We start from the raw sequence: 17700 nt of genomic DNA on the forward strand, positions 1-17700 counted from the left end.
CTAAAACCTATGAAGTTGACACTCCGGCAAATGCACTACTTCGACGCGCTGGCGAGAACACTGCATTTCGGCAAAGCGGCCGCGGCGGTGAACATCTCGCAGCCCGCACTGTCGGCGCAGATCATGGACATGGAGGCCAAGCTTGAACGCAAGCTGGTCGAGCGCAGGCACGGGCGTATTCTGCTGACAGAGGCCGGACAGCGGCTGCTTCCGCACATACGCCGGATCCTGCGCGATGTGCAGACGCTGGAGGAGATGCTGCTGCAGGATCGGGGCCTGCTGGTCGGAGGCCTGCGCGTCGGCATGATTCCGACCATCGCACCCTATCTGCTGCCGCGGCTGATCCCGCACCTGCAGGAGCGCTTCCCCAAGCTGGACCTCAAGGTACGTGAAGCCATCACCGACACGTTGACGCGCGAATTGCTCGACGGTTCGCTAGACGCCATCGTCGCCGCGCAGCCGATCGACGAACCCGGCCTGCATGCGGAGCACCTGTTCCGGGACCGCTTCTTCATCGCAAGTGCCGCCAACGGTTCGGACGTGCTGCAGTCGCCGCTTACCGAAGACAAGGTCGCGCTGGACAGGCTGCTGCTTCTCGAGGAAGGCCACTGCCTGCGCGACCAGGCGCTCGCGGTATGTGGCAATGGCCGCGCAAATAGGATGGTCAATTTCGGGGCAACCTCGATGACGACGCTTTTGCAGATGGTTGTGAACGGCATGGGGCTGACCCTGCTTCCCGAAATCGCGATCCCTGCCGAGACCGAGGGCCTGCGCGGCCTGGCAGTCACGCCGTTCGCAGAACCGATGCCGCATCGCAACATCGCGCTGTTCTGGCGCAAGTCGTCGAAACGGCTACCGGATTTCGGCGCAATGGCACAGGCGATCCGCACCGTGGCAGGCGAAATTCTGACGGGCGGAGAAGACGGCCTAGCCGAAGAGCGCAAGGCGCAGCGCGAACCAGAGCCATAGCAGGGCCACCACCAGATAGCCGACGATGAAGACCCGCCGCCGCAGGATCACGATGTTCGACGTCACATGAACCCAGGCATGCGCAAGGCGCGCAGCAACGAAGAGCCATGCAAGGACCAGGGCGGCAAAATCGACGATGCCGACCTGATGGAAAGCCAGGCAGGCCACGTAGAACAGCACCGGAAGCTCGAACTGGTTGGAGACGTTGCGCGCGGCTGTCGCGCTCATTTCCGGATCCCTTGGAATCGCGAAGTCGCGGGGTTTCGCCTGACCGGCCTTCACGGCAGCGATGCGGCGCGCGCTCATGACGAGATACATCGCCAGCGAAAGAACCACCTGAACAATTACAGGCCAGAAGATCGCATTGGACTGCATTTCAAAAATCCTCCCAACCAAGCCGAAAAAAACCGAGACTCCGCAGGTTCACAAGGCCTTCTAACCCTGCGACGAGGAAACCGGCCTGCCCCGCCCGCGGAGTGCCGTCACCCCATCGCAGGCGGGAAACGTCGGCCATATTCGCCAATTCACATGCCACCCGGATAGTTCGGGCTCTCGCGCGTGATCTGGACATCATGAGCATGGCTTTCGCGCTGGCCGGCGCCGGTGATGCGGACGAAAGTCGCCTTCTCCGTAAACTCGACCAGCGTTTTGGCCCCCGTATACCCCATGGCAGCGCGCAAACCGCCAGCCAGCTGGTGAAGAACAGCTGCAACCGGCCCCTTGTAGGGCACCTGACCTTCAATACCTTCCGGGACGAGTTTCAGCGTGTCGCGAACCTCTGCCTGAAAATAGCGGTCCGCAGAACCGCGCGCCATTGCTCCAACCGATCCCATACCCCGATAGGCCTTGTAGGAACGGCCCTGATGCAGATAGACTTCGCCCGGGCTTTCATCCGTTCCGGCAAGCAGGGATCCGACCATCGCGGCCTTTGCACCCGCCGCGAGCGCCTTTGCAAGATCGCCCGAGAACTTGATACCGCCATCGGCGATAACCGGGATTCCGTGCTTGTCTGCCTCCTCGGCTGATGCCATCACGGCGGCAAGCTGCGGCACGCCGACCCCGGCGACAACACGGGTCGTGCAGATGGAACCCGGCCCGATACCGACCTTGACCGCGTCCGCACCGGCATCGATCAGCGCCTTCGTACCATGCACGGTCGCTACATTGCCGGCGATGATACGCACCGAATTGGACATCTTCTTCACCCGCCCGACGGCGTCGAGCACGCGCTGGGAATGACCGTGCGCGGTGTCGATGACGATAACGTCGACACCGGCGTCGATCAGGCGCTCGGCGCGCTCCTCGGCATCGGTGCCGACAGACACCGCGGCACCGGCGCGCAGTCGCCCTTGGGTGTCCTTGGCGGCGTTCGGATTGAGCTGCGACTTCTCGATGTCCTTCACCGTTATCAGGCCGACACAATAGCCCCGCTCGTCGACAACAAGCAGCTTCTCGATGCGATGCTGATGGAGCAGACGCTTCGCTTCTTCCGTGTCGACGGTCTCCCGCACGGTGACAAGGCCCTCCCGCGTCATCAACTCGTAGACCTTCTGGTCAGGATCGGAAGCAAAGCGCACGTCGCGATTGGTCAAGATACCGACGAGACGGCCGGGTTTCTGGCTGCCAGTCCCGGCGTCCTCTACGACGGGAATGCCGGAGATGCGATGCGCCTTCATCAGCGCAAGCGCGTCGGCCAGTGTCGCGTCCGGCCCTATGGTGACTGGATTGACCACCATGCCGGATTCGAACTTCTTGACCTGGCGAACTTCCTCGGCCTGTGCCTCGGGATTGAGATTGCGGTGAATGATGCCGAGACCGCCGGCCTGTGCCATGGCGATGGCAAGGCGCGATTCGGTCACCGTATCCATTGCGGAGGAGATGATCGGCAGCGTCAACTCGATGTCACGCGCGATCGTGGTGCTGATGTCGGTCTCACCCGGCATGACCTCGGAATGCCCCGGCTGCAGGAGCACGTCGTCAAATGTAAGCGCTTCCGCGCCGGTGATCGTCTGAAGGATGGTCGCCATCGCTGTTCGTTCCGTTTTTATCGATGAGCCGGGGAGGACTCGGCACTGCGTTGGCAGTGGCAGGTACCACGCTTGTCCGGGATGCGAAAGCCTTCGGAAGACGATTGACATCGCAATATATAACGATATAATTAGAAACATGGTTATTTTAGACAACATTCCCATCGAGGAAGCGGCACAGGGTTTTGCAGCCATCGGCTCGGAAGCCCGACTGCAGGTCCTGCAAACACTGGTCAAGGCCGGCCCGCCAGGCCTGACCGTTGGCGACATCCAATCGCGCACCGGCATGGCGGCTTCGACTCTTGCGCATCATCTGCGCTTTCTGGCCTCTGCCGGACTAATCACCCAGGAAAAGGAAGGACGCTCGGTAATCTCGCGTGCCGACTACGACCGGCTGGAGACACTGGCAGAGTTCATTCTCAAGGAATGCTGCAGTGACGCATGCAAAGGAGAGGACACATGAGTGATGCCCTGCAGGCACCGGCACCACGCCGGTTCGGTTTGAAAGAACGGCTCGCAACGCCTTGGACGATCACGATCGCCGCGCCGCTCCTGGTCGCGGCTCTCGATCCCGAACGCCTGGACGAGGTTCTCGCGATCGCGGCAAAGGCCTTCACGGGCACCCTGCCCTATATTGCGATTGCCGTGCTACTGATCGCCTTCCTGAAGGCATCCGGGGCCGAAAGCCTTGTCGCCAAGGCCTTCCAGGGCCGCGAAAACCGGATGATCCTGCTTGCCGCGCTGTTCGGCGGACTGGCACCATTCTGCTCCTGCGAGGTCATCCCCTTCGTTGCCGGCCTGCTGGCAGTCGGCGCGCCGCTGCCCGCAGTCATGGCGTTCTGGCTGTCCTCGCCGCTAATCGATCCGCCGACCCTGTTCATCACCGCCGGCGCGCTCGGCTGGGACTTTGCGATTGGCAAGGCGGTAACAGCGGTGGGTCTCGGCCTGTTCGGCGGCTTCGCGTTGCAAGCAATGATTGCCGGCGGCTGGTTCGCCGAGCCGCTGAGAGCGCGCTCGGGCGGCGGTTGTGGCTGTGGTCCCTCTCCGTTCGAGGGAACACCCGTATGGCGCTTCTGGCGCGAAGACGTCCGCATGGGCGTATTCCGCGGCGAACTCGCCGCCAACGCCATGTTCCTCGTCCGCTGGCTGGCCCTTGCCTATGTGCTCGAGGCCTTGCTGATCCTCTACGTGCCCGCTTCGCTGATTGCCGGTGTCGTCGGCGGTAACGGCATCGTACCCATAGCGATCGCCGCATTCGTGGGCATGCCTGCCTACCTGAACTCCTATGTAGCACCGCCACTGCTCGCCGGCCTGACGGAACAGGGCATGAGTGCAGGCGCGGCAATGTCCTTCATGGTAGCCGGCGCTGTCAGTTCCGTTCCCGCCATGGCGGCGGTGTGGTCGCTGGTCAGACGCGGTGTATTCGCGGCCTATCTCGGCTTGGGAGTCACCGGCGCCATCCTGTCTGGCGTACTGTTCCAACTGATCGCGTGAGGATTACATGGTCACCGCGGACATAACCGGCATCACGGTCGAGGTCGATCCGGAGCCCGCCTTGGACGGAAGACTGCTGGCCCCGGTCGGCATTCCGACCCCCTACCAGCTACCAGTAGCATTCACGGTCAAGGGCGGCACGTTCAGTTTGACAGGAGAGACGACGAGCGGGCAAACGATGGCGCTGATCGAGCCGGACGGAACCGGCAAGGTCACGCTCGGCTACCGCTTTGCGGAGATCGCCGGACACTATCCCGATCCGATCTTCCACCCCCGGGACAACCGCTACACCCGCGCGGCCGACGAACTCGTGTCCGACGCGCGCGGCATCGCCGGCAGGGCGCGCGACGGCCATGCGGCCATCGCGGCCATTGTCAATGACACGGCAGAGAAGTTTACCTACGGGCATCCGACGACTCGGTTCTACGAGGGCAAGGAAGAAATCCCGCATCTCGGCTGCGGCCTGACAGAAGGATCCTGCGTCGATATCAACACCTATCTGATCGCGGCGCTGCGAGCGGCCGGCTTCGAGGCAGGCTACGTTACGGGATATTTCTTTCCCGCGGAAAAGAACGGCTGCTGCGAGGACATGCATTGCTGGGTCGTCACGCGGCACGAGGGGGTAGTGCTGGAATGGGATATCGCCCACCACCTCAAGATGGGCAGGCGAGACATCTGCTCCGGCCTTAACCCGAAGCCCGGCAGCCGCGTCGCCATGGCCCATTCCATGGGGCTCGACTTTCCCGAACTCGGCATAGCCGAGCTCAAGCTGGTCGGCGAGCCCCTCTGGCTCGATGGCAATGGCGGTGTCATGCCCGCAACGCCGGACATCAGGATGGCGCGCATTCCGGCCGACGGAAACGCACAGCGCGCAAGCGGTTGACCGGAAGGACCGGCAGGGCACAGACGGACGAAGTCGTACCACTTGCCATATGCACGGCAATCGCCATAAGAGCGAGAGCCTCCCATCAAAGAAGACCGTCCGTTGACCCGTACAGTCCCCCTCGTCCTCGCGATCGCCCTGTTCATGGAACACATGGACTCCACGGTGATCTCGACCGCCCTGCCGGCGATCGCCGCGGATATCGGCACGACGCCGATCGCGCTGAAGCTGGCATTGACGACCTACCTGGTCGCGCTTGCCGTCTTCATTCCCATATCCGGATGGATGGCCGACCGCTTCGGCGCCCGCCGTGTATTCGCCAGTGCGATCGTGGTGTTCATGGTCGGATCAATAGCTTGTGCAGCATCCGGCTCGCTTGCCCAATTCGTCGTTTCACGCTTCCTGCAAGGCATGGGAGGGGCGATGATGACGCCTGTCGGCAGGCTGGTGTTGTTGCGTTCGACAGAGAAGTCGGACCTGGTCAATGCCATGGCATGGCTGACCATCCCCGCGCTCGTCGGACCGATGGCCGGGCCGCCGATCGGCGGTTTCCTGACGACGTTCTTCTCATGGCACTGGATATTTCTTGTCAACATCCCGATCGGGGTTGCGGGCGTGATCTTCGCGGTTGCCCTGCTGCCGACGGACAATCCGCCCCCGCCGCGCCGTGTAGACTGGACCGGCTTCATGCTGGCTGGCACTGCCGCCGCCGGCATCGTGTTCGGCCTGTCGGTGATTAGCCTTCCGGCCCTGCCCCCCGTTTGGGGCGTTGCCGCCACTCTGGCCGGCATTGCCGCCTTCGCAGGCTACGTCACCCATGCACGGCGTGCGACCGACCCGCTGCTCGATCCGAAGCTTTTTGCCAACCGGACATTCCGTTCCGCCATCATCGGCGCGAACCTGTTCCGGATCGGGGCCGGCGCGGTCCCGTTCCTGCTGCCGCTCATGCTGCAAATCGGTTTCGGATTGACGCCCTTCCAGTCCGGCATGGTGACATTCGTGTCGGCCGGAGGGGCCATCGTGATGAAATTCACCGTCAAACGCATACTCAGAACGGCCGGTTTCCGCATGGTGCTGATCGGTGCGGCCGGAGGGGCCGCCGTCTCGATCGCGGTCAACGGCTTCTTCACGCCGGCGACGCCGATCGCGGCGATCATGTTGCTGCTATTCGCAAGCGGCCTCGTTCGGTCGCTCTTCTTCACGTCCGCAAACGCGCTGACATTCGCCGACATTTCCGATAGGGAAGCCGCCCAGGCAACCGCCGTCACCTCGGCGATGCAACAGGTGTCCATCGCGGTGGGTGTTGCGCTGGCAGGCGGGGTGCTGGATGTGGTCACGATATTGAACGGCGGCGAACTGGGGCTGCCGGCATTCCACATGGGCTTCTTCGTCGTCGCGGCGATCTCGGCGCTGGCGATCATTCCCTTCCTCTACCTGCCGCCGGACGCCGGTCGAACGGTCTCGGGCCACGCACTGCGCGAAGCCGGATCGCGGGCCGCCTCACCCGTCCGCCAGTGAGGCCTCGTCGGTGTCACGGCCCTTGAACTCCTTGGCGAGAATGTAGAGTTCAACCGACTCGGCGCGCGATGCCGGCGGCTTCACGTGGATGACGCTCCGGAAATTGCGTTTCAGCAAATCCAGCAGCGCCTTTTCCGTGCCCCCCTGGAAGGTCTTGGCCAGGAAATGGCCTCCCGGCTTCAGCACGCGGATGGCGAAGTCGGCCGCCACCTCGATCAGGTGCATGGTGCGCAAGTGGTCGGTCTGGCGATGGCCGATGGTCGGTGCCGCCATGTCGGAAAGAACGACATCGGGCATGCCGCCAAGTGCCTCGATCAGCTTTCCGGGCGCTTCATCGTCTAGAAAGTCCATCTGCAGGATCTCCACGCCCGGTATCGGATCGAATTCAAGATAGTCTATGGCCGCGATGCGCTTGTCCTCGTCGGTGGAGCCTATCCGCGTTGCCGCCACCTGGCACCAGCCGCCGGGCGCGGCGCCGAGGTCGATCACCCGGTCGCCCTTCTTCAGGATGTGGTGCTTGTCGTCGATCTCGATCAGCTTGTACGCCGCCCGCGAACGCATGCCCTCAGCCTTGGCGCGCTGGACATAGGGATCGTTCAGCTGTCGCTCAATCCAGCGACGCGACGAGTTTTTCAGCCCCCTGCCCTTCTTGACACGCTGGTTGATCGAACGGCCGCCCCGCCCCGACAACGCACCGCCCCTGGTGGGTTTCCTGCCGCTCATTTGCCATTCCTCTGAGATCGATTGCGCCAGGGATTGGCGCCGCGCCGCCAGACACCGTCCGCGGCCATCATTTCGGTTAGTATGCCCTCGCGAAGACCGCGGTCGGCGACACGCAGGCGCCGGGACGGCCAAACGCGCCGGATCGCCTCCAGAATGGCACAGCCGGCGAGCACGAGGTCAGCACGATCCGCGCCGATACAGGGATTGGCAACGCGCTCGTCGAACGACCAGGAAAGAAGCCGAGCGTTCATGGCGTCGACCTCCTCCGAGGTCATCCACAAGCCGTCGACGCGACGGCGGTCATATTTCGGCAAGTCGAGATGAATCCCGGCAAGCGTAGTCACCGTGCCCGATGTCCCGAGAAGATGGAAACCCTCCATTCCGACCCTGTCGGCCAGCCGATCCCGCTCCTCGAAACGAAACAGGAGCTCGGTGGCGTAATCGGTCATGTCGGCGAAAACCTGCGGGCTGACATGGCGCCCGTCGAACTTTTCCGACAGCGTGACCACCCCCACCTGCAATGATGTCCATGCAACGATGTGATCGGCGAGACGACGCGAGCGGCGATCCTTGACATCGACAAGCGCAATTTCCGAGGAACCGCCCCCTATATCGAAAAGCACGACGGAATCGGTGTCGCGACCAACGAGCGACGAACAGCCACTCACGGCGAGCCGGGCCTCGGTCTCGCGATCCACGATTTCAAGCGCCAGACCCGTTTCCTCGCGCACCCGCTCGAGAAACTCCGTGCCGTTTTCAGCCGCCCGGCAGGCCTCGGTAGCTATCAACCGCATGCGGCGTATCTGGCGAGCCTGCAGCTTGTCGCGGCATATCTTCAGCGCCTCGACGGCACGCCCCATCGCGGCTTCCGACAGGCGGCCGGTACGCGACAACCCCTCGCCGAGACGTACGATCCGCGAGAACGAGTCGACGACGCGGAACTGGCCGGGTCGGGTCGGGGTGGCCACGAGCAGACGACAGTTGTTGGTACCGAGATCGAGCGCCGCATAGTAGTCCGGATACCGTTTTTCCCGCCCCGACGTCGCCTCTGTCGGTGATTTCGGCGAGACGGAAGCGCTCTGTCGGATGCCGGGAGTGGCATCCTGTCCGGAAACATGAACATGCGGCTTCTTGCGACCGCGCCGGCGCTTGCGGCGCTGCGGCGAGCCGGGAACCACCGGCTCGGCAGCATTTTTCGTCGGCGGCGACTCGCCAGCGGGAACCGATGCTTCCGCGGCAGGCTTTTGCCTGCCACGGCGGCGACGGCGGCGCTTGCGCCCTTTCTTTTCCTTATGGTGATCGAGCCTTCCATCCTGCGAAGCGTCGACGAAATCTGACGATTTTCCATCGCCGCCGAGCTTCCGTGCGGATTGCCCGGATGCGACCGCGGAAGAGTTGTCCGAGCGATCCCGTTGCACTCCGGCCGGTCCAGACCCCGCAGGATCGAAACCGGTGCGGGAAGGCGCCGATCCGGATGCCAACGCATCCGTGTCGGGGTCCTTCACTCTCTACCTTTCCTGCGCCGCGCTGCCTCAAGGGCGCTGCTTGCGCATCACGATTGTCGTTGAGAACATCGTATCAGCAGCCGGCAATTTCACCAAGTGCATTTGTCGCGGATCGGGAATTGCATTTTTTTTCCGAACGCTCTATATGGCCGGTCTCGACAGCGTTGGGGAATAGGTTAACGGTAGACCAGCGGACTCTGACTCCGTTAGTCCTGGTTCGAATCCAGGTTCCCCAGCCATTTTCCATTCAAGCGATTGATTTCATTGGGAAATCATCATCGCTGCGAATCCTTCGAAAGCCATCCGGACCACCTTGTGCACGAAACTGAGGCACAGGGCTGAGGCACATTGCGCGCCGAACGCCCCAACGAATCGAGCGGTTCGGTCATGGCAACGCGACACGAAGTGCAGAATCTCGTCCGGCGAGGACATCATTTCTACTGGCGGCCCCGCATCCCCGCACTGTTCCGGTCGGCACGCCGGTCATCCCATCTTTCACTGAGCCTTAGGCATTCCGATCATAGGAAAGCTGCGTGGATGGCCAGACGCCTGAACACGCTGCTGCATGAAATGAAACTGGGGCCGACCGCACATATGACGACCAGGGATCAGCTCGAAGCGCTGTTCCGCGCCGAGATCGACCGGATGACAGACCATCTCGATTCGCTGGTCTTTGCCGCACGCAGAAGCGGATCGGATCCGCGCGACAGCCTTCGCGCCGACCTCGAAGTCGGCTGGGCCTATCGGTTGATCCAGCTTTACGGAACCATGCGGCGACCTGACTTCGGAGAGAGTTGTCCGGCACGCGCGATCCTGCTCAAGGAAGGCATCCCGGAGAACATGATCCCGACCATCGCGGAGACGTTCAGGCAGGAACAGGTTGCATGCCGCAGCCGCGCCTTCGAAGACGCGCTTGTCGAGGACATGAAGCGCCACGGCATCGAAGACACGCTCGTCAATCGCGAAAAGGCGATCATGGAACTGATGCGCGCCAAGGCGGATGTCCTGCTCGACACTGCAGGCCGCTATCTTGAACCCGGCGTGTTTCCTCCTTCCGGCATCGTGCCAGCAGTCGATGAAAACGACCAAGCGCAGCACATGACCGACGTTGCGCAGGCAGTTCAGTTGCCGGAACATGATCCGGACGAAAAGTTTTCCGCGCAATCCGACGATGCTACCGAAACAGCGGAAGCGATCGGTTCAGCGGCAGGAGAGGCCAAGGCAGATCGGTACAAGGCTCCGGACTTGAAGCCCCTCCCCCGCCACGAAGGTCCGGCCAATCAAACCCGCGACGGGATTGAAGGCGAAATCTGCCCTGTTGCTCAACTGAACGACCTTATGGAGCGCTATGCACAATCGCGTGCACATGAGATCGACGAGGGTACTCTTAAGGACATCCGTGTCGCGGTACGCACATTCATCGGCGTATTGCAGGAACACGGCGTGGAATACACCAACGAGATCAGACAGTTCCATGCCGGAAAATTGTGCGAACACTTCAACAGCGTTCTGGCCGACTATGGCCGCAGTTCTCGACTGCGATCCCTGTCTCCGGCGGAACTGAGGGAAGCAACAGCAAAGCGGAAAGAATTGGCGGAAGCCAGAGGCGAAAGACCTCCCCGCATCGGCTTGGGGCCGCAAACCATCCGGAAGCATCTTGGCAACCTGGACGGTTTCCTGAAACACGTCCGGGGCAAGGGATACCAGATGCCGGAAATTTCCTTCGAGGGATTGCGCCCCAGAAAGCCCAGGCAGGGCGATATCCGCTACATGACCGACAAGCCGGAACCCGAACGTCTACGGCCCATGTTCAGGATCCCTATATTCACAGGCTGTCTTGGGTCGGAAGACCAGGGAACGAGCGGCCCTTATGTATTCCACTGTGCGAACTATTTCGTGCCGATGCTGCTTGCCTATCTCGGCGCGCGGCGCGAAGAAATCGCGGGGCTTTCTGTCGACGAAGTGACAGAAACGCCGAACGGCTGGGCGATCGACATCCGGCCTACTGCCCTGCGGCGCATCAAGAATATGCAATCCAACCGAATGTTGCCCGTTCCGGATGAACTGATCCGCCTGAATTTCATCGACTACGTACAGGCCATTCGCGAACTAGGCTATGAGGCCCTGTTCCCGGAACTCTATTCGCCTCACGGCACATCCAGGCCCGGAGATCGCTTCTACAAGGATTTCGTGCCCGCGGTGCTGCAGTCCCCTGAAATCAACAACGCCAAATGGAAACGGTTCCTGCACGCGCTCCGCCATGGTCATGCGAATACGCTGAAGCAGGCAGGCGTACACCCGGGCATCATTGACGATATCGCCGGGCGCATAGCGAAGGGCGAAACGAGCACGCGCTACACGAATGCCGCCGGCCTTCCGCTAATCCGTCAACATCTGGCCGTCTATCCCAAGATTACCGATCATCTCGAGCCGCAGCCAATCCGGCTGCTTCCGTGGGTGGCAGAGCGTCGGGCTCCCCCATGGGCGGGGAAAACGCCTGCACAAAAGCTGGAACATGCACGCAAGATGCGGGCGAAAAAGCGCGAAGGCGGGGAAATTCGTTAGCTCGTACAATAATGTTATCGACGTAGACAACGTTTCCGGTCGCGGGCATGGTACGCGCCCCCTCATGAAGGTGCATTTCAATCACCCCCCCAGGGCGACGCGTCTCGCAGCAGCCCTGCGCGCCGCCCGGGCGGCGTTTCAATCCACGCCCCCGCGGAGGGGGCGACCGCTCACCGAAGAACACATGCGCGTTGCGGTTCCCTGTCTGACGTCAGCGCCTATAGGACAAGTTTGAGTTTTTCGTAACGGCGGATTTCTGGTTCATCGCCGCCACCAAGGAGCGAAGATGAACAAGCAATCCGGAACCTCGATTGACGCGGCTACCAAGCTGGTCAAAGGGATCAAGCGCAAGACGCGCAAACAGTATTCTGCGGAAGAGAAGATCAGGATCGTGCTGGCGGCCTGCGCGGGGAGGAGAGCATTGCCGCGCTGTACCGGCGTGAGGGCATTAGCGAGAGCCTGTATTCCACGTGGTCGAAAAAATTCTCCGTAGCGGGCTCGCGCCGCCTGGCCAGGGATACCGCTCGCCAGGCGACATCGCCTGAGGTTACGGAGCTACGCTCGGAAACGGCTGCGCTGAAGGAAGTCGTCGGCGAGCTGACGCTGGAAAACCGCCTGCTCAATAAGGCATGACCGGGGATGGAGAGTGCGAGGCATGAGGTATCCGGCATCGGAAAAATCTGGAGGTAATCCGCACCGTCGAAGCCTCGCATCTGCCCGCCGTCAGACACTGGCCATGCTCGGCATCCCGCGCACGACCTAATACCGCTGGTGTGACCGATGGTCCTCAGGCGGGCTTATCGCGCTCAATGACACGGTGCCCCACCCGGAGTCCGTATTGGACATGATTGATGCCGTTCCCGGGAAGAGAGTTCAAGCTGTCATCCGCCTTGCTTGCGCACGCTTCAGCATACCAAAGATATCCTTTGGATCATCAGGATCGGCGATAATGTCTAGCATTTCGCGTCGTGTTGACATTGCCAAGCGATCCCGCAACCAGCGCAAGACAGAGAAGTCTTCGATCGCGAAGCCCACGCCGTCGAACAGGGTGATCTGCCGGGCATCGGTCCTTCCCGAGGCGGCGCCGGTTACCACCTGCCAAAGTTCTGTCACCGGAAAGTCGCTCGGCATCTGCTGAATTTCGCCTTCAATGCGCGTTTGCGGGGTGTATTCGACGAACACGGAAGAACGTTTCAGTATGTCTGCATGAAGCTCTGTCTTGCCGGGGCAGTCGCCACCTATGGCATTGATGTGCACCCCAGCGCCAACCATATTGTCATGGAGGACCGTGGCATTCTGCTTGTCGGCGGTGCACGTCGTAATGATGTCGGCCCCTAGTACGGCCTCTTCCGCGGATCGACAGGGTATTACTTTCAGGCCGCTATCAGCAAGATTTGCACCACACTTGCGCTCGGCATCCCCATCGGTGTCATAAAGCCGGACAGTTGTGATCCCGCATATCCTCTTTAGCGCAAGGGCCTGAAACTCTGATTGGGCGCCATTGCCAATCATGGCCATGACTTGCGAATCTGGTCGCGCCAGATGTCTCGTTGCCACGGCTGAGGCTGCGGCGGTACGAAGTGCCGTCAATATGGTCATTTCTGTCAGGAGGAGAGGATAACCGGTATCGACCGATGCCAAAAGCCCGAAGGCCGTGACAGTCTGAAGACCGTCTCGGGTGTTCTTGGGATGCCCATTGACATACTTGAACCCGTAGTCGACGCCATCCGATGTCGGCATCAATTCAATTACACCGTCACGCGAATGCGACGCAACGCGAGGCGTCTTATCGAATAATGGCCAGCGGCGAAAATCCTCCTCGATGTATACGGCGATCTGCGCCATCGCATCTTCGACGCCTTCGTCGAGGACGATCTGCATCATGTTTTCGACACTTACAAACGGGATCGTGGAAAGGTTGGATGAAAGCTTGGTCATGTTTTACCCACCGGCATCATAGGTTTGATTTCGAAACCGTCCCGTCGGACAGCAGTCTCCACGGCGTCACCGCTAACAGAAGCGATCTATCAGGTACGGGGTAGCGTCCTTGCCTGGACCGCCGCGCGCAATCATGCTTCGGATCATCCGCGCGGTCGTCGCAGCCATTGTGACACCCAAATGTCCGTGTCCAAACGCGTAAAACACATTGGGATTTCTCGGTGACGGCCCAATAACCGGAAGCGAGTCCGGCGTAGACGGCCTGAAGCCCATCCACTCATTCCCGACCGGCTGCCCCGTCAGAGCGGGCAGGACTTTGTGGGCCTGATTTTTCAGCTGGCGGATGCGGCGATAATCCGGCGGCGCATCAAGACCAGCAAGCTCGGTGCCATTCAAGACCCGAAGCCCACCGATCATCGGGGAAAGCACCATCCCAATGCCCGGGAAACAGACTGGTCTCGATAGCAGCGCGTCGCGGCCCGTCGCGAATATCATGTGATATCCGCGCTCGGCATCCAGCAGAACCCGATCGCCGACATCGCGAACCAGACGCCGTGACCAAGCTCCGGCCGCCACGACGATCTTGTCGAAGGGCCGGTTCATCCCACAGGCGCCGACTAGGCTGGGCCCGTCCTGCCTCGACACAATGCGGTCAACCTTGGCACGCACATGGCGCGCGCCTCGGGATTGCGCGGCCCGTGCAAAGGCCTCGGCCAAGCCTCGGGGATTCGCAACAAACCCGGACCGGCTCTGAAACAGACCCATGCGACAGACTTCGGGAGATAGCGCGGGTTCCAGGCGTAGCAAGGCATCCCTGTCCAGGACCTCGGCTTTGATTCCGGCTTTGGCCTGCAACCGCCGCTCAAGCCTGGTCGTCGCGAATTCTGCCTCGGAAGCATAGACTTTCAGCCAGCCAGCCTGCCTGATGCAATTATCTGCACCACTTAGCCGCAGAAGCGGCTGGTAGTCTTCGAGCGCTTGCGTGACGAGAGGCCCAAGCGCACGCGAGATGCGCTCGACCTCAGTGATCCGGCCAGCGCTGACAAAGCGCCAAAGCCAAGGCAGCGCGCGGGGCAGGTGCGCAAGCCGCAATACCGCCGGCCCATCCCGATCGAGCAGATAGCCGGGGATGGATTTCAGGACATCCGGTGTGGCGTTCGGCATGACAGAGCCCGTAACGATGGCTCCGGCATTGCCGAATGACGTACCCGAGCCCGGAGCGGCCGGATCATATACAGTGACGGTGTGGCCGTCTTCGGCCAGTGCCAGCGCGGTTGCGCTTCCCACGATACCGGCACCGATCACAGCGATCTCCAGACCGCCTCGGCTATTGTGGACAGCATTGTTTTTCATTGGATCATTCGACGACGAAAACAGGGCGCCGGCGCACCGGCTTTCCGGCCGCAGCGGCAGCGGTCAATGCCGCAATACCTGGCCCAGGAAGCTTTTTGTCCGCGCATTGACCGGAGCGTTGAAAAAGGTTTCCGGATCCGCTTCCTCGATGATTCGTCCGCCGTCCATGAAAACGACCCGATCGGCAACCGCCCTCGCGAAACCCATCTCATGAGTAACGCAGACCATGGTCATGCCGTCTTTTGCCAGCGAGACCATGGTTTCCAAGACTTCGCTTACCATTTCGGGATCAAGTGCCGAGGTCGGTTCATCGAACAGCATCACCTTGGGCGACATGCACAAAGACCGTGCGATAGCCACCCGTTGCTGTTGCCCGCCAGAAAGCTGGCCGGGATACTTGTCGGCCTGATCCGCAATACAAACGCGCTCAAGGTATTTCATGGCGTTTTCCCTAGCCTGACCCTTGGTCATACTGCGCACCCAGACCGGCGCCGCCATCAGGTTCTCCAGAACGGTCATGTGCGGAAATAGGTTGAAGTGCTGGAATACCATGCCGACATCGACACGAACCGCATCGATGTCTTTCATCTTGCGATGCAATTCCCGTCCGTTGACGACAATCCGGCCATTCTGGTGGGATTCAAGCCAGTTCAGCGTCCGGATAAGCGTTGATTTTCCCGACCCCGATGGTCCGCATATGACAATACGGTCGCCTTCGTTGACGGTGAAATTGATGTCCTTCAGGGCGTGAAAGTCGCCATACCACTTGTTGACGTTTTCCATGCGGATGATCGGATTCGTCATGTCTCGATCCTCAATGCGAAGCTCTGCGATAGTGGCGCTCGATTCGCGACTGGATGAGTTCCAGAACGATCGACAAAACCCAGTAAATCAGCGCGGCAGTGATCAGCATTTCCATGTGCTTGAAATCCTTTGCCCCCAGTGTGCGAGCAAGAAACATTAGCTCCCAGACGCCAATGACCGAGACAAGCGAACTATCCTTCAGCATGGAAATGAATTGGTTTCCGGTCGGCGGAATAATCAACGGCAATGCCTGGGGCAGTATGATGCTGCGCATCGTACGACCGAACTTCATGCCCAAGGACCGCGACGCTTCCCATTGCCCCTTGTCGATTGACTGAATTCCGGCGCGGAAAATCTCGGTCATGTAGGCGCCATAACACAGGGTCAACGCCAGAATGCCGGCCGGCACCGCGTCGATCACATAGCCCAGTTGCGGCATGCCCAGGTAGATCAGGTAGACTTGCATCAAAAGCGGCAAGCCGCGGAAGAATGAGGTGTAGAAACTGGCAATTGCAAAGGCAAAGCCATTTGCAGACAGTTTGGCGATAGCCCCGATCAAGGCCAGTGCAGAGGCGAGAACAATCGATATTCCCGAGATGTAAATTGTGGTCAGCACACCTTGGGCGACCATGAACCAGATCTTCGAGCGGATGAACGCGAAGTCGAGGTTGAAGCCATAGAAGAAGGCCAGGAACAGCCCCAAGAGTTCCATCCAGACAACGAACATCTGCACGCGAAACGCCAGGAAACTGACCAGGACAATGTTGATCCCCAAACAGATCGACAGGGCGAAGGCGACGGCAAGCCGACCGGTCATCCCCGACTGCGTCGGCTCCCCGATTGCAGGGCGAAGCAAGTCGCCAAAGATCGTGCCAGTCAGATCAATCACGCCGAACAGGACCGTCAGAACAGCGACGACTCCGGTCAGAAACAGCGGATTACGAACCAAAGGGCCTTGGACTACAGTGTCTTGGTAAAGCATAGCGCCCCCACGCGGAAAAGATGGTCCGGCGCGCACCGTCCGCGCCGGACCGGCATCCTCATTCGGCCTTGGTGTAATCGAATCCGTACCACTTCATCGAAAGAGCGGTCATGGTGCCATCGGCCTTCATGTCCGCGACGATGCCAGCCAGCACATCGTTGAATTCGCCGTCACCAAGATCAATCGCCAGCGCAAGGGGCTCATAAAACAAGGGCTCACCAATCACCTTGATCGGATAGCCAGTCTCGATGGCGTCATTGATGGCCGGCAGACCTTCAACCAAACCGTCCAAGCGCGTGCCGTTGCCAAGGCGCAGATCATCGAACGCAGGCTGCGGCCCCTGGTAAGAACGGATTTCGCCCGGTGCGATCTGGTATTCGAATGTCGGAACGCCCACAGCATCAATAGTCAGATCGCGCTTCAGATAGAGCTCATATGTGCAATTGGCACAGGCACCGACGACCTTGCCATCAAGATCGGATGGCTTGACGGCCTTGCTATCGCGATGCACGGCGACGGCAGCTGGCGTGTAGTAGTAAATTGCGGGAAAGGCGAGGACTTCTGCCCGCTTGGCCGTCGGCGTCATCGAGCCTACAGAAATGTCCCACCGCCCGTTCCAGTTGCCGGCCGTGATCACGTCCCAAGCTGGCGTCACAAACTCGACTTCGACGCCGAGCCGCTTGGCGATCTCCTTGGCAACATCGACGTCAAAACCATCCATTTCATTTTGTTCGTTCAGAAAGCTCTGGGGCGCCCAGTTGGCCGAAGTGGCCACCTTCAGCACTTTTGTTTCCATGACACGGTCCAGAGCTTCTCCGGCATAGGCCGTGGTGACAACGAAAGCGCAAGCAAGACCGGCCAACGCCATTTTGAAGTGTTCAGCAGGTTTCATGTTCCCTCCCTTGGAATACCGATGGCCCGGAGGCCAACGAACCACCC

The 17700-nt window shown here is 60.7% G+C and carries 15 protein-coding genes, 1 tRNA gene and 1 pseudogene; 8 read left to right on the forward strand and 9 right to left on the reverse strand.

The window, feature by feature from the left end; genetic code table 11:
- Positions 1 to 9: 9 nt before the first annotated feature.
- The gene (locus HTY61_RS11045) at positions 10 to 969 is read left to right on the forward strand and encodes a hydrogen peroxide-inducible genes activator (RefSeq protein WP_175276841.1); all 960 of its coding nucleotides are present in this window, start codon (positions 10 to 12) and stop codon (positions 967 to 969) included.
- Here the strand turns inward: HTY61_RS11045 and HTY61_RS11050 are convergent.
- Together HTY61_RS11050 and guaB are read right to left on the reverse strand one after the other, a co-directional pair.
- Entirely contained in the window at positions 928 to 1344 is a 417-nt protein-coding gene (locus HTY61_RS11050) for an MAPEG family protein (RefSeq protein WP_175276842.1), read from the reverse strand. The two genes, HTY61_RS11045 and HTY61_RS11050, sit on opposite strands and share 42 nt — an antisense overlap.
- Before the next feature lie 149 nt (positions 1345 to 1493).
- The gene (guaB, locus tag HTY61_RS11055) at positions 1494 to 2996 is read right to left on the reverse strand and encodes an IMP dehydrogenase (RefSeq protein ID WP_175276843.1); all 1503 of its coding nucleotides are present in this window, start codon (positions 2994 to 2996) and stop codon (positions 1494 to 1496) included.
- Between the two features lie 139 nt (positions 2997 to 3135).
- On the opposite strand from guaB, the gene HTY61_RS11060 reads away from it, so the two are divergent.
- From HTY61_RS11060 to HTY61_RS11075, 4 genes are all read left to right on the forward strand, one after another.
- The gene (locus tag HTY61_RS11060) at positions 3136 to 3459 is read left to right on the forward strand and encodes an ArsR/SmtB family transcription factor (RefSeq protein WP_175276844.1); all 324 of its coding nucleotides are present in this window, start codon (positions 3136 to 3138) and stop codon (positions 3457 to 3459) included.
- Positions 3456 to 4490: a permease gene (locus HTY61_RS11065; RefSeq protein ID WP_175276845.1), complete on the forward strand. Its 1035-nt coding sequence runs from the start codon at positions 3456 to 3458 to the stop codon at positions 4488 to 4490. Before HTY61_RS11060 ends, HTY61_RS11065 begins: the two co-directional genes overlap by 4 nt.
- 7 nt (positions 4491 to 4497) lie before the next feature.
- On the forward strand, positions 4498 to 5373 hold the full coding sequence (locus HTY61_RS11070) for a transglutaminase-like domain-containing protein (RefSeq protein WP_175276846.1): 876 nt from the start codon (positions 4498 to 4500) through the stop codon (positions 5371 to 5373).
- A gap of 102 nt (positions 5374 to 5475) precedes the next feature.
- The gene (locus HTY61_RS11075; protein WP_175276847.1) at positions 5476 to 6891 is read left to right on the forward strand and encodes an MFS transporter; all 1416 of its coding nucleotides are present in this window, start codon (positions 5476 to 5478) and stop codon (positions 6889 to 6891) included.
- Here the strand turns inward: HTY61_RS11075 and HTY61_RS11080 are convergent.
- Entirely contained in the window at positions 6874 to 7614 is a 741-nt protein-coding gene (locus HTY61_RS11080) for an RlmE family RNA methyltransferase (protein ID WP_175276848.1), read from the reverse strand. The two genes, HTY61_RS11075 and HTY61_RS11080, sit on opposite strands and share 18 nt — an antisense overlap.
- Complete coding sequence (locus HTY61_RS11085) at positions 7611 to 9119, reverse strand: Ppx/GppA phosphatase family protein (protein ID WP_175276849.1); 1509 nt, start codon at positions 9117 to 9119, stop codon at positions 7611 to 7613. Before HTY61_RS11085 ends, HTY61_RS11080 begins: the two co-directional genes overlap by 4 nt.
- Before the next feature lie 165 nt (positions 9120 to 9284).
- Between HTY61_RS11085 and HTY61_RS11090 the strand changes: the two genes are divergently transcribed.
- From HTY61_RS11090 to HTY61_RS19505, 3 genes and pseudogenes are all read left to right on the forward strand, one after another.
- Positions 9285 to 9358 (forward strand) — tRNA-Gln (locus HTY61_RS11090).
- 109 nt (positions 9359 to 9467) lie between these two features.
- Positions 9468 to 11684 carry a site-specific integrase gene (locus HTY61_RS11095; RefSeq protein WP_175276850.1) on the forward strand — a complete coding sequence of 739 codons (2217 nt, stop codon included), beginning with the start codon at positions 9468 to 9470 and terminating at the stop codon, positions 11682 to 11684.
- Between the two features lie 286 nt (positions 11685 to 11970).
- Positions 11971 to 12444, forward strand: a pseudogene (locus HTY61_RS19505) (transposase); the annotation flags it as partial.
- A 113-nt stretch (positions 12445 to 12557) separates the two neighbouring features.
- Here HTY61_RS19505 and HTY61_RS11105 read toward each other — a convergent pair.
- The 5 genes from HTY61_RS11105 to HTY61_RS11125 all read right to left on the reverse strand — a co-directional run bounded on the left by HTY61_RS11105 (position 12558) and on the right by HTY61_RS11125 (position 17653).
- On the reverse strand, positions 12558 to 13622 hold the full coding sequence (locus tag HTY61_RS11105; RefSeq protein ID WP_175276852.1) for an ornithine cyclodeaminase: 1065 nt from the start codon (positions 13620 to 13622) through the stop codon (positions 12558 to 12560).
- A gap of 72 nt (positions 13623 to 13694) precedes the next feature.
- Positions 13695 to 14975: an NAD(P)/FAD-dependent oxidoreductase gene (locus HTY61_RS11110; RefSeq protein WP_175276853.1), complete on the reverse strand. Its 1281-nt coding sequence runs from the start codon at positions 14973 to 14975 to the stop codon at positions 13695 to 13697.
- A 63-nt stretch (positions 14976 to 15038) separates the two neighbouring features.
- Entirely contained in the window at positions 15039 to 15779 is a 741-nt protein-coding gene (locus tag HTY61_RS11115) for an amino acid ABC transporter ATP-binding protein (RefSeq protein WP_175276854.1), read from the reverse strand.
- Between the two features lie 10 nt (positions 15780 to 15789).
- Positions 15790 to 16761 (reverse strand): amino acid ABC transporter permease, encoded by a 972-nt coding sequence (locus tag HTY61_RS11120; RefSeq protein ID WP_175276855.1) that lies wholly within the window; start codon positions 16759 to 16761, stop codon positions 15790 to 15792.
- 58 nt (positions 16762 to 16819) lie between these two features.
- Complete coding sequence (locus HTY61_RS11125) at positions 16820 to 17653, reverse strand: transporter substrate-binding domain-containing protein (RefSeq protein WP_175276856.1); 834 nt, start codon at positions 17651 to 17653, stop codon at positions 16820 to 16822.
- Positions 17654 to 17700: the final 47 nt, after the last annotated feature.

The sequence above is a fragment of the Oricola thermophila genome (assembly GCF_013358405.1).
GTDB lineage: Bacteria > Pseudomonadota > Alphaproteobacteria > Rhizobiales > Rhizobiaceae > Oricola > Oricola thermophila.

What these genes read in the sequence shown, in the direction of transcription:
- HTY61_RS11080 (WP_175276848.1), bottom strand. Translation starts at nt 7,614, where the DNA reads ATGAGCGGCAGGAAACCCACCAGGGGCGGTGCGTTGTCGGGGCGGGGC.
- HTY61_RS11115 (WP_175276854.1), bottom strand. Translation starts at nt 15,779, where the DNA reads ATGACGAATCCGATCATCCGCATGGAAAACGTCAACAAGTGGTATGGC.
- HTY61_RS11050 (WP_175276842.1), bottom strand. Translation starts at nt 1,344, where the DNA reads ATGCAGTCCAATGCGATCTTCTGGCCTGTAATTGTTCAGGTGGTTCTT.
- HTY61_RS11120 (WP_175276855.1), bottom strand. Translation starts at nt 16,761, where the DNA reads ATGCTTTACCAAGACACTGTAGTCCAAGGCCCTTTGGTTCGTAATCCG.
- HTY61_RS11060 (WP_175276844.1), top strand. Translation starts at nt 3,136, where the DNA reads ATGGTTATTTTAGACAACATTCCCATCGAGGAAGCGGCACAGGGTTTT.
- HTY61_RS11070 (WP_175276846.1), top strand. Translation starts at nt 4,498, where the DNA reads ATGGTCACCGCGGACATAACCGGCATCACGGTCGAGGTCGATCCGGAG.
- HTY61_RS11065 (WP_175276845.1), top strand. Translation starts at nt 3,456, where the DNA reads ATGAGTGATGCCCTGCAGGCACCGGCACCACGCCGGTTCGGTTTGAAA.
- guaB (WP_175276843.1), bottom strand. Translation starts at nt 2,996, where the DNA reads ATGGCGACCATCCTTCAGACGATCACCGGCGCGGAAGCGCTTACATTT.
- HTY61_RS11045 (WP_175276841.1), top strand. Translation starts at nt 10, where the DNA reads ATGAAGTTGACACTCCGGCAAATGCACTACTTCGACGCGCTGGCGAGA.
- HTY61_RS11105 (WP_175276852.1), bottom strand. Translation starts at nt 13,622, where the DNA reads ATGACCAAGCTTTCATCCAACCTTTCCACGATCCCGTTTGTAAGTGTC.
- HTY61_RS11110 (WP_175276853.1), bottom strand. Translation starts at nt 14,975, where the DNA reads ATGAAAAACAATGCTGTCCACAATAGCCGAGGCGGTCTGGAGATCGCT.
- HTY61_RS11125 (WP_175276856.1), bottom strand. Translation starts at nt 17,653, where the DNA reads ATGAAACCTGCTGAACACTTCAAAATGGCGTTGGCCGGTCTTGCTTGC.